The organism is Streptomyces rectiverticillatus (genome assembly GCF_013394065.1).
GTDB classification, from domain to species: Bacteria; Actinomycetota; Actinomycetes; order Streptomycetales; family Streptomycetaceae; genus Streptomyces; species Streptomyces rectiverticillatus.
This window is the reverse complement of sequence record NZ_CP040752.1, coordinates 6256630-6269579: the sequence shown is the minus strand read 5'-3', so window position 1 is coordinate 6269579 and position 12950 is coordinate 6256630. Positions and strand designations below refer to the sequence as shown.

Here is a 12950-nt window from a genome sequence, read left to right as displayed (position 1 = left end):
CCCACCACAGGGTGGGGAACGAACAGGAGCACCGATCATGACCGCGGCCGACGGCCTCAAAACAGCCCTGCGCGAGCGCGTACTCGCCCACCGCGACGACCTCCTGTCGCTCAGCCGGCGCATCCACGCGCACCCCGAGACGGCCTTCGCCGAGCACCGCGCCGCCGGCTGGTGCGCCGACTTCCTGCGCGGGCACGGCTTCGAGGTGACGGCGCCCGCGTACGGCCTCGACACCGCCTTCTCCGCGACGACGGGTTCGGGGCCGGTCACCGTCGCCCTCGTCTGCGAGTACGACGCCCTGCCCGGCCTCGGGCACGCCTGCGGCCACAACCTGATAGCCGCGGCCGGCCTCGGCGCGGCCCTCGCGCTCGCGGCCCACGCCGGTGAACTGGGGCTGACGGTACGGGTGCTGGGCACGCCCGCGGAGGAGCGCGGTGCGGGCAAGGCGCTCATGCTGGACGCGGGCGCCTTCGACGGCGTCGACGCCGCGATGATGGTGCACCCGTGCCCGTTCGAGGTCGCCGAGTTCCGCTCGTTCGCGCTCGGCACGCTCTCCGTCGCGTACACCGGCAAGGCCGCCCACCCGAGCCTCAATCCGCACGAGGGCCGCAACGCCGCCGACGCGCTCACCGTCGCCCAGGTCGCCCTCGGGCTGCTGCGCCAGCAACTGCCGCCGCACTGGAAGGTGCACGGGGTGACCACGGACGCCGGCACGGCGCCCAACCTCATCCCCGACCGCGCCACGGCCGAGTACGAGATCCGGGCCTCCGCGGCCGAGGACCTGCGGGAGCTGCGCGAGCGCGTCGAGGCGTGCTTCCGGGCGGGCGCCCTGGCCACCGGCTGCGAGGTGGAACTGACCCGCCCCGAGCCCGACTACCTGGACTTCCGCACCGACGCGCAGCTCGTCGCCCTCTGGCAGGACAACGCCCGCGCGCTGGGCCGGCCCGAGCCGCTGCAGCGGGACGCCTTCGCCTGCACGGACATGGGGAACGTCTCGCACGTCGTGCCGTCGATCCACCCGGTGCTCGACATCAGCGGCGGGGCCTGCGGCCCGCACGAGGCGGAGTTCGCCGAGGCTGCGGTCTCGCCTCGCGGCGAGCAGGCACTGCTCGACGGGGCGGTCGGGATGGCCTGGACGGCGGCCGACTTCGCGGCGGCGCGCCGCGCCTGACCGCTTCGGGGCTCCGCCCCGGACCCCGGTCCTCAATCGCCGGACGGCTCTTTTACTGCCGTGACCGGCGATTGAGGGCGAGGTGGTTACTTCGCCGACAGCGCCTTCACGATGTCGTCCACGACGACCGTGCTGGCGATCGGGCCGCCGCGCGTCGACCAGACCGAACCGTTCACCGTCACGGCGTGGTTCTTCTTGACGGCGCCGAGGTCCTTGTACGCCGGCTTCTCCTGGACGTCCTTCAGCGCCTTCTCACCGTCGGAGGTGAGGGTGGACAGGAACAGCCAGTCGCCGTCGATCTCGTTGATCTTCTCCAGGCTGAGCGCCGGGGTGTGGGCGTTGCCGTCCTTGTCCTGCGCCTTGGGGCGCTTGAGGCCCATGTCCAGGGCGACGCCGCTGGCGAACTGCTTCTTCTCCATCCAGCTGGGGCCGTCCGGGTTCCAGCGGACGATGCTGACCTCGGCGCCCTTGTTGTCGCCCAGGCCCTCGCCGGCCTTCTTGGCCTTGGCCTCGTAGTCGCCGATGACCTTGTTGGTCTCGTTCATCTTGTTCAGGGCGTTGCCGATGCCCCGGAAGGAGAGCTTCCAGTCATCGGTCGGGGCCATGGTGACCAAGGTGGCGGGGGTGATCTCGCGCAGCTGCTTGAGCATCTGCTCGTCCTGCATGTCACCGGCCAGGATGAGGTCGGGCTTCGCGGCGACGACCTTGTCCATCACCGGCTGCAGCAGGTTGCCGACGACGTTGATGTCCTTCACCTTGTCGGCGAGGTAGGCCGGCGGCTTGCTCAGGCCCTGGCCGTTGGTGATGCCGACCGGCTTGACGCCCAGCGCCAGCACCGCGTCCAGGTCCTCCTGGGTGAGCGTCACGATGCGCTTGGGGTTGGCCGGGACCTTCACCGCGGTGCCGGTCGCGTCCTTGACGGTACGGGTGCCGCCGCCCGACTCGGCCGCGCTGTCGGACTTCTTGTCCGAGCCCTTGTCGGAGTCGGAGCCACAGCCGGTGACCAGCAGCGCGGCCGTCCCCACAGCGGCGAGCACCTGCACCGCGCGGCGCGGGGCGAAGGGGAGGAGGCGGTTGGGTGTGGTCATCAGAAGGCTCCGGGCGTGGGTGAAGACGGGGACGGAAAGGAATGGCAAAAGGACAGCAGGCAGCATGAGGAACCCCTCGCACCGGCCCGCAATGGACATTAGGTTAGCCTTACCTTAAAGCTCTCCCCATGGGAGGGTCCATATCAGCCGGCGATCTTCTGGAAAGGCCCGCCTGTGGAGCTCCGCGTCGAACAGCTCATCGCCGGATACCCCGGCCACCGCGCCGTGGCGGGAGTCGACCTGACCATCCCCTCCGGCCGGGTCGTCGCGATCGTCGGTCCCAACGGCTGCGGCAAGTCCACCCTGCTGCGCTCCGTCGCCCGGCTCCACCAGCCCGAGTCCGGCCGGGTGTACGCGGGCGACGCCGACATCTGGCAGCTGAAGCAGCGTCAGGCCGCGCACCGCATCGCCCTGCTCCCCCAGTCACCGCTGGCCCCCGAGGCCGTCACCGTGGCCGGGCTCGTGCGCTACGGGCGCCACCCGCACCAGGGCCTGTTCCGCCAGTGGTCGCGCGACGACGAGCGGGCCGTCGAGGAGGCGCTGCGGGCCACGGGCGTCGCCGCGCTCGCCGGCCGCCGGCTCGACCAGCTCTCCGGCGGCCAGCGCCAGCGCTGCTGGCTCGCGATGGTCCTCGCCCAGGAGACGCCGATCGTCCTCCTCGACGAGCCCACCAGCGCCCTGGACATCGGCCACGCCGTCGAGGTGCTCGACCTCGTCCGCGAGGTGGCCCTCGCCGGCCGCACGGTCGTCATGGTCCTGCACGACCTCGCGAGCGCCGCCCGCTACGCCGACACCGTCGTCGCCATGAAGGACGGGCGCGTCGTCGCCCACGGCGCACCGCGCGACGTCGTCGACACCGCCCTGGTGCGCGAGCTGTACGGCATCGAGGCCGACATCCTGCAGGCCCCCGCCGACGGCTCGCCCGTGGTCGTCCCGGCCCGGCGCGCGCCGGTGGCCGCGGCCGCGGCCGTGGCCGCAGTCGCAACCGCAGCCGCCTCGTAGCGAAAGCCGGATCAGAAGCCGGCCGCGTACCGCCAGAAGTCCCGCATCAGCTGCGGCGGAGTCGGCCCGGTCATCTGCACCTGTGTGAGCAGGACGGTGACCAGGCCGGTCGAGGGGATCAGGTGCGCGGCCGTCCCGGTGCCACCGACCCAGCCGTACCGGCCCGGCACGTTCCACGGGTCGGCGGGCGCGACGTCGACCGAGCCGCCGAAACCCCACCCCTGGCCCTCCAGGAACAGCGCGGCGCCCTCGCGCTGGGCCCGCGTCAGGTGGTCGGTGGTCATCTGCCGCACCGACGCGGGCGACAGCAGCGGCCGCCCGCCGTCCGTCGTGCCCCCGGCGAGGAGCATGCGGGCGAAGGCGTGCAGGTCGTCGGCGGTCGAGACGAGACCGCCGCCCGCGGCCGGGAACGCCGGCGTCCTGCTCCACTGCCCGTCGGGGGGATCGGCCAGCTCCAGGCCGCCGTCCGGAACGGGCCGGTACAGGCTGGTGAACCGGCCGAGCGCGGCGGCCGGGACCGCGAAGCCGGTGTCGGCCATGCCGAGCGGCTCGAACAGCCGCTCGGCGAGGAAGTCGGGCAGAGGACGATCCGCGACCCTGGCGATCAGCACGCCCAGGACGTCCGAGCAGGTCTGGTAGAGCCAGGCCTCGCCGGGCTGGTGCAGCATCGGGATCCGGGCCAGGGCCGCCAGCCACTCGTCCGGCGGAAGGTTGTCCTGCGGGGCGAGGATGTGCCCCTGCACCTCCTCGAACAGCGCCGCGACCGCCGGCAGCGAGAAGTCGGCCGGAAAGCCGTAGCCGGCGCGCAAGGTGAGCAGATCCGTCACGGTGATCGGCCTGGCGGCCGGGACCACGTCGCTTACGGCCGACTCCGGCGTGCGGACCACCGCCGGGGACGCGAGCTCCGGCAGCCACCGCCCCACCGGGTCGTCCAGACCCATCCGGCCGTCCTCGGCCAGCATCATGGCGGCCGCGGCGGTGACGGGCTTGGTGAGCGAGGCGATGCGGAAGACGGAGTCCCCGGCCATCGGGGCGGTGCCGTCGGCGTCGAGCGAGCCGAGGGCCTCCACCTCCGCCCGGCCCCCGCGGGCCACCAGGGCCACCGCCCCCGGCACCGCACCGCTGCGGACGTACGGTTCGAGGACGTCGTGAAGGTCCGTCACGAGCCCGCCGCGGGGCCCGCGGTGCGCAGCGGCGTGAGCTGCTCGATGTCGTAGCGCACGCGCAGGGCGGCGATCGCCTCCTGGTCGACCGGCGGCCCCGCCTCGAGGATCTCGAAGAGCTCCTCGAAATAACGCTCGTGGTCGGGCGGCGGCGAGGCCTGGAAGAACATCCGCACCGGCTCCGACGTGGGGTTGGCGAAGGCGTGCGGGCAGCCCGGCGGCACCAGGATCACCGTGCCCGGCGTGGCGCGGGCGTACCGCTGCCCGGCGGCCGAGCGCCACTCCCGCCAGTGGTCCCGCGTGCGCACGAGCGGCTCGAACGCGAGGACGTCCAGCTCGCCCTCCAGCACGTAGAAGAGCTCCTCGCTGCGGGTGTGCAGGTGCGCGCCGACGTCGAAGCCGGGCGGGACGACGACCTCGAAGCTGGAGGCCGCGCGCGAGTGCTCCCCCGTGACCTTGAAGGTGACCTGCTGGGCGGGGGTGACGAGGGTGCGCCCCCCGCCGGGCGGCACGACCAGACCGTCCTGGGCGGAGATGAGGGTCATCGCGGCGGTCCTTCCCGGCGGCGTTCGACGTCGTGGCGGAACCACGTCGCCCGGCACTCCGGAGATTTCCCGTTCGAACCGGACGGCATCCGTGCTCTCACTCGTACGGGTCAGGGGCGGAGGGGCGGAGGCTCAGAGCTCGCGGGAGAACTCGCCGAAGTCGTCGGGGTCGCCGCCGTCGTCCGTGAGGCGGTTGACGACGCTCTCCAGCGCGGCGGGCAGATGGGGGGTCAGGCCGCTGTGCCACTGGATGAGCAGTTCGTGGCGGGCCGCGCCGGTCAGGAGCTTGCGGCGGCTGTCCACCCGGGACGCGGGCCGCGGGGGCTCCTGCGGGTCGTGGGCGGCCTGGGCGCGCCAGAACGCGGCGTCGCGGAACTCGCCGTCGCGGCGGTGCGAGAGGTGGAGGCAGTACGCGGCGGTGCGGCTGCCGCCGCCGGCGGCGAACTGCCACCAGAAACCGGCCGCGCGGGTGTGTCCCGCCACGTGCAGCAGGCACGCGAAGACGAGGGCGCCGTCGGGGTCGATGCCCCGGTCGTCCACGAACCGCTCCAGGCTGTCGGCCGCCTCGACGGCGTTGATCACCAGGACGCAGGCCAGGTCGAGCTCGTGGGCGGCCCCTTCGCGGGCGCCGGGGCCGGCCGGTGCGGGCTCCGCGGGCGGCCGGCGCCGTCGCGGGCGGCGCCGGCTCTCGAACGCCACCGCGATCGCGCGGGCGTCCGAGGTCAGCATGGCTTCGATGACGTCACCCTCGGTGTCGTGGCTGCGCGGCATTACTTCCCCCTGCCGGAATGCTGGGCCTCTGAAGGGACTTCCAACGCGGATAACACGGATAACGGGGATGACGGGGATGCCGCGGACGGCACAGGCGTCGCGGGCGTCTCGGGTACCGGCGACGGCGCGGGCGCCGCAGGTGCCGCGGACATCGCCGCGACGACCATGCGCTTGGCGTGGCCGATGAGCGAGCGCGCGGCCGCCCGCTCGACGCCCAGCAGGTCCGCGACCTGGGCCACGGTGTAGCCGATGACCAGGTTCAGGACGAGCGCGTCGCACTGCCGCTCGGGCAGCCGGGCGATCGCCGCGTACAGCGCCATCCGGCTCTCCAGGAGCCGGAACCCCCGGCCGCGCCCGGGCTCGGGGAGGTGCGCCGCGCAGTGCAGGGCGGCCGTCGGCAGCGCAGTGCCGCGCCGGTGCCGGGCCAGCCAGCCGGCCACGTGCTCCTTGAGCAGCGACCAGGCGTAGGAGTCGGCGGAGGGCTGGCGCAGCGCGTGCGGCCACTGCGCACACAGCCGGTCGAAGGCGGCCTCCGTGATGTGCACGGCGGCCTCGGCGTCCCCGGTGTGCACGTAGGCGTACGCGCCCCACCTGTGCTCGTGCAGTTCGCGGAAGGCCGTGAAGGCGATCTCCATCCGGCGCTCGGACGGGCGGGTGGTCCCGGCGGGCGCGGGCGTCCGACCGCTGTCTCTCATGGGCGCCTCTCGTCGCGTCTTCTCCTGCTTCTTCTGCGTTGTTCCAATGAACCGGAAAAGCAGGCCCCGCCGTGCCACAACCCCGCAAAAAACCTGGCTCTCCGCAGTGGCGCGGTCACCCGCCGGTGGCGCGGGACAGGCACCCGCCTCATATCGCGTACTTCCACACGGTGAGCATGAAGGCGCCGTACCAGCAGCCGAAGAGCGTGGCCGCGCACAGCACGGTCACCGCCGTACGGGTGCGGGCGGCGGCCAGCGCGCGGGCCGCGGGGACGAGGAAGAGGACCGCGGGTATGAGCAGCCGCAGCTTGGAGTGCGAGTAGTTGCTCTGGGCCAGGGTGAGGACCACGATGCCCGTGCCGTAGACGAGCAGCGGCGGCCAGGTGCCGCGGTGCCAGGTGAGCGCGGTGGCGCAGCCGAGGGCGAGCAGGAGCACGGCGGTGCTCACCGAGACCCAGCCCTCGCCCCGGCGCAGCGTCTCGCCGAGGAAGTCGACGAAGGCCGCGCCGTTGTCCCAGTGGGTGCCCCAGCCGGCCTCCTGGATGCGGAACCAGGCGTCGAGTTCACCGATGCGCCGTGCCACCCACCACAGGTAGAGCGGCGTGCCGAGGCAGCCGAGGGCGACGGCGGCCAGGGGCCGGGGGGTGATACGGCGTTCGCGCAGCAGGTGCAGGGCGGCGGCGACGGCGAGTGCGGCGGCGACGGCCGCGGCGGCCGGCCGGGTCAGGCCGGTGAGCAGCGCCAGCGTTCCGGCCGTGAGCCAGGCTTTGTGGTGCGCAGCCAGGAGCGTGCCGGCGGCCAGGGCGAGGAAGAGCGACTCGCTGTAGGACATGAGGAAGGACAGCGCCATCGGCTGCGCCCCGGCCAGCAGCACGATCGCGAAGAGGGCGGTGCGCCCTCCGTGGAGCCGGGTCAGCAGGCGGTGCACGACGATCAGTGCGGCGAGCAGCGCGAGGTGGGCCGCGACGATGCCGGAGGTGCCCCAGCCGAGGCCGGTGACGGCGTGGACGGCGCGGATCAGCATCGGGAACAGCGGGAAGAACGCGAGGTTGTTGCCCGTGAGGCTGCCGTCGTCGGTGTAGGAGTACGCGGGGGCGTAGCCGTGCTGGGCGATGCCCACGTAGAGGTTGCCGTCCCAGGCCAGCAGGCGCTTGCGCAGGCCGGGGCCGTCCGCGTCGCTCATGGCGGACAGGATCAGCAGGTGGAGCACGGTGGTGCCCGCATAGACGGCGCACGCGGGCAGCAGGAACCGGAAGATACGTTTCGCTCGCTGCCGCGCCGACGGCTCCGGCGGGGCCGGTATCGCGCCGGGACCGGTGGTGGAGGAGTCGGGTACGAGAGCCGTCATGGGCGGTCATGCCATTTCGTCGGGGGCGCACGGGCGTAGGCACGCGGTGGGACCGGTGCAGGGGGCCGGGGCTGTCACACGGCCGGGTAGTGCTCCGCTCGGGCGGCCGTGATGAGCGCGGAGACGTCCGTCCAGTCGAGGCCCTCCCGGCGGGCCCTGCTCATCCAGTCCACGAGCTCCCCGCGCAGCGGGGAGTCGGCGAGGGAGCGGGGCCGCTCCGGGGAGGCGCTCACGAAGGTGCCCACCCCCGGCCGGGCCTCCACGAGTCCGAGGTGCTCGAGCTCGCGGTAGGCCTTGAGGGTCGTGTTCGGGTTCAGCTTGGTGACGGCGGCGACACGGGCCGCGGTGGGCAGCTGGTCCCCCACGGTGAGGATGCCGAGGCGCAGCGCCTCCTGGACCTGCTGGACGATCTGCAGGTAGGCCGCCATCCCGCCCTGCCGGTCGATTCTGAACTCGACCATGGTGCGCCCCCCTTCATCCCGTCCCGGCGTGCTGCGACCCTGCGCGGCTCACAGCGGGCGCCGCCGGCCCCACCACAGGGTGAGGGCGAGCAGGGCGACGGCCGCGGCCAGCACGAACGCCGCGTAGGTCCACTGGATGCCGGGCATCTGGTCGTACCCGAAGTATTCCAGGCGCTCGGCGACGATGCCCTTGGCCCTGCAGTCCGCGGGGGTGCGCTCGTTGAAGCACGTACCGAAGCCGTGCAGCCCGCCGTGCGCGTCGACGGTCCAGTTGTCGTGGCTCACGGCGCCTTCGGGCAGCTTGGGTTGTCCCTGTTCGACCGGGTTGACGAGCACGCGCGGACTCGGGAAGGCCAGCTTGGCGTAGCCGGAGAGGGCGACGTCCCAGACGAGGGCGAAGCCGAGGGTGAGCCCCATGGCGAGCAGGGTGCGGCGGACGAACAGGCCGAGCGCGGCGCCCACGGCGAGGTGGAGCAGGGCCAGCGCCACGGGCACGGGGCCGGTGTTGAAGAAGACGTTGTCCGCGTCCCACACGCCGCCGTTGACGAGGTCGTGCGCAGGTTCCCACCAAGAGGTGAAGGCCGCCGAGAGCGCCGCGGAGCACACCACGGTGATCAGCACCGCCATGCCGAGCTTGACGGCGAGCCAGCGGCCCCGGGTGACCGACTGGGTGGTCACCAGCTGCACGGTGCCGCGTTCGCGGTCCCCGGCGATCAGCGGGGCGCCGAGGAAGACACCCGCGACCACGGGCACCATCGACATCAGCGCCATGGCGTTCTCGAAGGAATCGGGGTACTTCAGCTCGAAGACGCCGCGCAGCTCCACACCGGAGGTCGCGCGGGCGTGGTCGAGGAAGCCGACCATCGAACCGCGCTGCCACAGCATGTGCACGCAGCCGGCCGCGGTCAGCGCCAGGCAGACCGCGAAGGCCACGCGGTGCTGGCGCCAGACCAGCCACGGCAGGCCCCGCAGGATGCGCGGCGGCTTCTTGCCCTCCTCGCCGTCGCCGCCCTTCGCGGCGACGGGCGTCTGTGCGGCCGTGCTCATGCCGCCACCCCCTCGTCTTCCTCGTTCTCTGCGCTCTTTGCGTTCTCTGCGTTCTCCGCGCTCCCGATACGGGCTTCGGCCGTGAGCAAGGGGGGTGCGGCGGGCGAGCGCATGTAGCCCAGCAGCACCTCCTCCAGGCCGGGTTCGACGGTCTTCCAGTCCCCCTCGACCCGGCCGCGGGGCCGGATGAGGGCCGTGAACTGACGGCCCACGGCGCGCGATTCGACGACGGTGTGCCGGGCGATCTCCGCGGGCACGCCGTCGGTGAGGTGCACGCCGGTCACCAGCAGGTGCGCGGCCAGCAGCTCGTCGGTGCCGCCCGCGAGGCGCACCCGGCCGTCGTCGACGGCCACGAGGTGGTCGCACATGGTCGCCACGTCGGCCATGCGGTGCGAGGACATCACGACCGTCGTGCCCTGCTCGGCCGCCTCGGCCAGCAGCAGGCCGCCGATCTCGTGGGCGGCGAGCGGGTCCAGGGCCGCCATGGGCTCGTCGAGGAGCAGGAGGCGGGGGCGCTTGCCGAAGGCCAGCGCGAGGGCCACGCGGGAGCGCTGGCCGACGGAGAGGCCGCCGACGCGCGCGGCCAGGGGCAGCTTCCCGGACCGTACGATCCGCTCGGCCACTGCCTGGTCCCAGCACGGGTTGAGCTCGCGGCCCAGGCGCAGGGTCTCCTCGACCGTGAACCGGGGGAACAGGGGCTTGTCCTGGGTGAGGAACGCCGTGTCGGCGAGGCCCGACGTGCCGGACACCGGAGCCCCGAAGACGTGCAGGCTCCCGGCCGTCGGGCGGACGAGCCGCCCGGCCATGCCCAGCAGCGTGCTCTTGCCGGCGCCGTTGGGGCCCACGAGCCCGCAGACCGCACCGGCCGGGATCCGCAGGGAGAAGTCCCGCACGACCCAGCGGTGCCGGTAGCGCTTGCCCAGCCCCCGTGCCTCGACGGCCCAGCGGCTCGCGCCGTCGGCTGACGTCATCCCACCCCACCTGCCCCGCCTGCTAATTAACTAGTCAGCTAGTGGAATGAGCATATAGAACACCTCTGCGCTGTCAATATCCGGTACAGAACGGGGCAAAAGGTGCAGATTCCGGCTTAGACGGCCGCGCCCGTGGCCTTCCGGCGGGCCCGGTGGGCGGCCGCGGTCGCACGGTTACCGCAGATCTGCGGGGAGCAGAAGCGCCGCGACAGGTTGCGGGAGGTGTCCACGAAGACCTCGGCGCAACGGTTGCCGACGCACACGTGGAGCCGCTCCATGCCGCTCGTGGTGACCACCGTGAGCAGCCCCATGGCGGCGTTGACCGCGTACTGGTCGGCGACGGGGGCGTCGGGCGCGGCGACGTGCAGGTGCCACGACCCGTCGTGGTCGGTGTAGTGCGGCACGGCGCGGTGGCCGGCGAGCACGGCGTTGAGCAGGGCGACGGCCGTGGCCGCGTCCGGGGCGCCGAAGACCTCGCGCAGCACGGGCCGGAGCCCGCGCACGGCGGCGAGGTCCGCTTCGGTCAGGGCTGCGGGCGGCCGGATGCCGTGGGCGTCGAGCAGGGCGGACAACGCCGCAACATCGGGCATCTTCTCCACATTGCGCACGATGTTGTAGGTATTGACCAGGTCCTCAGCCAGGGTCACCGAACCGTCTGAGTAACTAGTAAACCTCACCATGACTCCGTACTATTGCTGCTCGTAGTCGCCACCGCATCACCTGCGGCGGCACTGTTTCCTGTTGCCCGCATGTCCGCGGAGGATGTCGATGGACTCGCAAGAGGCATTACCCGCCGAGGAGTCGGCGCCACCGCAGGAAACACCCGCCCCCGCCGCCGGATTCCGGGAGGAGGCACTTTACGGTCTGCGGGCCGCCGTGCCCCTGGCCGTGGCCGTCTTCGGATTCGCGGTCTCCTTCGGCGTCGTGGCCCGCGCGGCGGGCATGGGCGTCCTGGCCCCGGTGGTGATGTCGCTGACCACCTTCGCGGGGTCCGCGCAGTTCGCCGCGGCCTCGGTGCTCGGCACCAGCGGCGGGGTCGCCGCCGCGATCGTCGCGGCCGTCCTGCTCAACTCCCGCTATCTGCCGATCGGGATCAGCGTGGCCCCGGCCATGACCGGCGGCGTCCTCAAGCGCTTCCTGTCCGCCCAGCTGGTGGTGGACGAGTCCTGGGCCGTGGGCCACGTGGGCAACGGCCGCTATTCGCGCGGCCGGCTGCTCGGCGCGGGCGTGCTGGTCTACGCCGCCTGGGTCGGCGGCACCGCGGTCGGCCTGCTGGGCGCCCACTACCTCGGCGATCCCGAGCGCTTCGGGCTGGACGTCGTCTCGCCCGTGCTGTTCATCGCCCTCCTCAAGGGCCAGATCACCAGCCGCAAGGCGCTCGCGGCCTCGGCCCTCGGGGTCGCCATCGCCCTGGCCCTGGTGCCCTTCGCCTCACCGGGCGTGCCCCTCATCGCCGCCACCGCCGCCTGCCTGTTGGGACTGAGGAAATGACCGGACTGTGGCTCGCCGTGCTCCTGGTCGGCGCCGTCTCCATGGCGCTCAAGGCGACCGGGCCCGTACTGCTCGGCGGCGAGGAGCTGCCCGCGGCCATGCAGCGCGTGGTCACGCTCATGGCCCCCACCCTGCTGGCGGCGCTGATCGCCACCCAGATGTTCGGCCAGGGCAAGTCGCTCGTCATCGACGCCCGCGCCGTCGGGCTCGTCGTCGGGGCCTTCGGCGTCTGGCGCAAGTGGCCCACCCTGCTCGTCGTGGTGCTCGGAGCCGCGGCCACGGCCCTGACCCGGCTGGTGACCGGCTGACCGGGCCCGCGGGCGGCGCCCGCACCCGGCACGGCGGCTCCCCCGGCCGCCCGCCCCGACCCCAGCTCCCCGACCGGAAGGAGGGACCCATGGAGAACACGGACGCCCCGCCCCTCGCGGCAGCCCCGGCAGCCCCGGCCCAGCTGATCGGCACGCCGCCCACCACCGCCCTGTGGGACGCGGGCATCCGCCTGGGTGCCGCCGTCACACTGCCGCCCCTGCCGCTGGCACCGGTGGCGGCGGGCATGCGCTGCACCGGCCCCCTGCGCCGCGTGCAGCACACCGAGGGCGTGGTCTCGATCTTCACCGGGATCGACGCGGCCGCCCCGGGCGACATCCTGCTCGTCGACAACTCCGGCCGCACGGACGAGGCCTGCGTGGGCGACCTCGTCGCGATCGAGGCCCGGCAGGCCGGCCTCGCGGGCATCGTCGTGTGGGGCTGCCACCGCGACAGCGACGAACTCGCCGCCATCGGCCTGCCGGTGTTCAGCCTCGGCCCCTGCCCCGCCTCGCCCCGGCTCGGCCCCGGCCGCACCCCGCCGCCCGTCCTCCCCCCGCTCACGGGCCGGGACGGCGACAGCGTGACGGCCGACTCCGACGGCGTGCTGATCGTCCCGGCGGCGGCCCACGCCGAGGTGGCCGCCGTCGCCGAGCGGATCGTCCGGGCCGAGCGCGCCCAGGCCGAGCGGGCCCTGGAGGGCGTCAGCCTGCGCGAGCAGCTCGGCTGGGACCGCTTCCTGGAGCGCCGGCGCACCGACCCCGGCTATGCGTTCCGCTCCCATCTGGCCCAGGTCGACGGAGCGCTGGAGTAGGAGGAGCAGGGGACGTACGAGGGAAGGCCCCGCCGCAGCAGCAGGTGCCGGCGGGACCAGGGGTGGGGCTCCGGAAT

15 protein-coding genes are annotated in these 12950 nt (G+C 73.3%); 5 read left to right on the top strand and 10 right to left on the bottom strand.

Annotated elements, in window-relative coordinates; genetic code table 11:
* Positions 1–37: 37 nt before the first annotated feature.
* Complete coding sequence (locus FGW37_RS27235) at positions 38–1171, top strand: M20 family metallopeptidase (protein WP_179083465.1); 1134 nt, start codon at positions 38–40, stop codon at positions 1169–1171.
* 86 nt (positions 1172–1257) lie between these two features.
* On the opposite strand, the gene FGW37_RS27230 is transcribed toward FGW37_RS27235, so the two are convergent.
* Entirely contained in the window at positions 1258–2259 is a 1002-nt protein-coding gene (locus FGW37_RS27230; RefSeq protein ID WP_179083464.1) for an ABC transporter substrate-binding protein, read from the bottom strand.
* A 174-nt stretch (positions 2260–2433) separates the two neighbouring features.
* Between FGW37_RS27230 and FGW37_RS27225 the strand changes: the two genes are divergently transcribed.
* Positions 2434–3261 (top strand): ABC transporter ATP-binding protein, encoded by an 828-nt coding sequence (locus tag FGW37_RS27225; RefSeq protein WP_179083463.1) that lies wholly within the window; start codon positions 2434–2436, stop codon positions 3259–3261.
* A gap of 11 nt (positions 3262–3272) precedes the next feature.
* Here FGW37_RS27225 and FGW37_RS27220 read toward each other — a convergent pair whose 3' ends face one another.
* The 9 genes from FGW37_RS27220 to FGW37_RS27180 all read right to left on the bottom strand — a co-directional run bounded on the left by FGW37_RS27220 (position 3273) and on the right by FGW37_RS27180 (position 10909).
* On the bottom strand, positions 3273–4424 hold the full coding sequence (locus tag FGW37_RS27220) for a serine hydrolase domain-containing protein (RefSeq protein WP_179083462.1): 1152 nt from the start codon (positions 4422–4424) through the stop codon (positions 3273–3275).
* A complete protein-coding gene (locus FGW37_RS27215) occupies positions 4421–4969 on the bottom strand; it encodes a cupin domain-containing protein (RefSeq protein WP_179083461.1) in 549 nt (182 codons plus the stop codon). Before FGW37_RS27215 ends, FGW37_RS27220 begins: the two co-directional genes overlap by 4 nt.
* 132 nt (positions 4970–5101) lie before the next feature.
* Positions 5102–5740 carry a hypothetical protein gene (locus FGW37_RS27210; protein WP_179083460.1) on the bottom strand — a complete coding sequence of 213 codons (639 nt, stop codon included), beginning with the start codon at positions 5738–5740 and terminating at the stop codon, positions 5102–5104.
* Entirely contained in the window at positions 5740–6435 is a 696-nt protein-coding gene (locus FGW37_RS27205) for an RNA polymerase sigma factor (RefSeq protein WP_179083459.1), read from the bottom strand. The genes FGW37_RS27210 and FGW37_RS27205 overlap by 1 nt, the downstream gene beginning before the upstream one ends.
* A 148-nt stretch (positions 6436–6583) precedes the next feature.
* Entirely contained in the window at positions 6584–7783 is a 1200-nt protein-coding gene (locus FGW37_RS27200) for a hypothetical protein (RefSeq protein WP_179083458.1), read from the bottom strand.
* Positions 7784–7857: 74 nt separating this feature from the next.
* Positions 7858–8244 (bottom strand): GntR family transcriptional regulator, encoded by a 387-nt coding sequence (locus FGW37_RS27195; protein ID WP_179083457.1) that lies wholly within the window; start codon positions 8242–8244, stop codon positions 7858–7860.
* A 48-nt stretch (positions 8245–8292) separates the two neighbouring features.
* Entirely contained in the window at positions 8293–9291 is a 999-nt protein-coding gene (locus FGW37_RS27190; RefSeq protein ID WP_179083456.1) for an ABC transporter permease subunit, read from the bottom strand.
* Positions 9288–10262 carry an ABC transporter ATP-binding protein gene (locus tag FGW37_RS27185; protein WP_179083455.1) on the bottom strand — a complete coding sequence of 325 codons (975 nt, stop codon included), beginning with the start codon at positions 10260–10262 and terminating at the stop codon, positions 9288–9290. The genes FGW37_RS27190 and FGW37_RS27185 overlap by 4 nt, the downstream gene beginning before the upstream one ends.
* Before the next feature lie 116 nt (positions 10263–10378).
* The gene (locus FGW37_RS27180; protein ID WP_179083454.1) at positions 10379–10909 is read right to left on the bottom strand and encodes a CGNR zinc finger domain-containing protein; all 531 of its coding nucleotides are present in this window, start codon (positions 10907–10909) and stop codon (positions 10379–10381) included.
* Positions 10910–11030: 121 nt separating this feature from the next.
* Here FGW37_RS27180 and FGW37_RS27175 point away from each other — a divergent pair, with 121 nt between their 5' ends.
* From FGW37_RS27175 to FGW37_RS27165, 3 genes are all read left to right on the top strand, one after another.
* Positions 11031–11753 carry an AzlC family ABC transporter permease gene (locus FGW37_RS27175; protein ID WP_179083453.1) on the top strand — a complete coding sequence of 241 codons (723 nt, stop codon included), beginning with the start codon at positions 11031–11033 and terminating at the stop codon, positions 11751–11753.
* Positions 11750–12061, top strand: coding sequence for an AzlD domain-containing protein (locus FGW37_RS27170; protein ID WP_168094501.1), 312 nt, complete (start codon positions 11750–11752; stop codon positions 12059–12061). Before FGW37_RS27175 ends, FGW37_RS27170 begins: the two co-directional genes overlap by 4 nt.
* 89 nt (positions 12062–12150) lie before the next feature.
* Positions 12151–12873: an RraA family protein gene (locus FGW37_RS27165; protein ID WP_179083452.1), complete on the top strand. Its 723-nt coding sequence runs from the start codon at positions 12151–12153 to the stop codon at positions 12871–12873.
* Positions 12874–12950 lie beyond the last annotated feature (77 nt).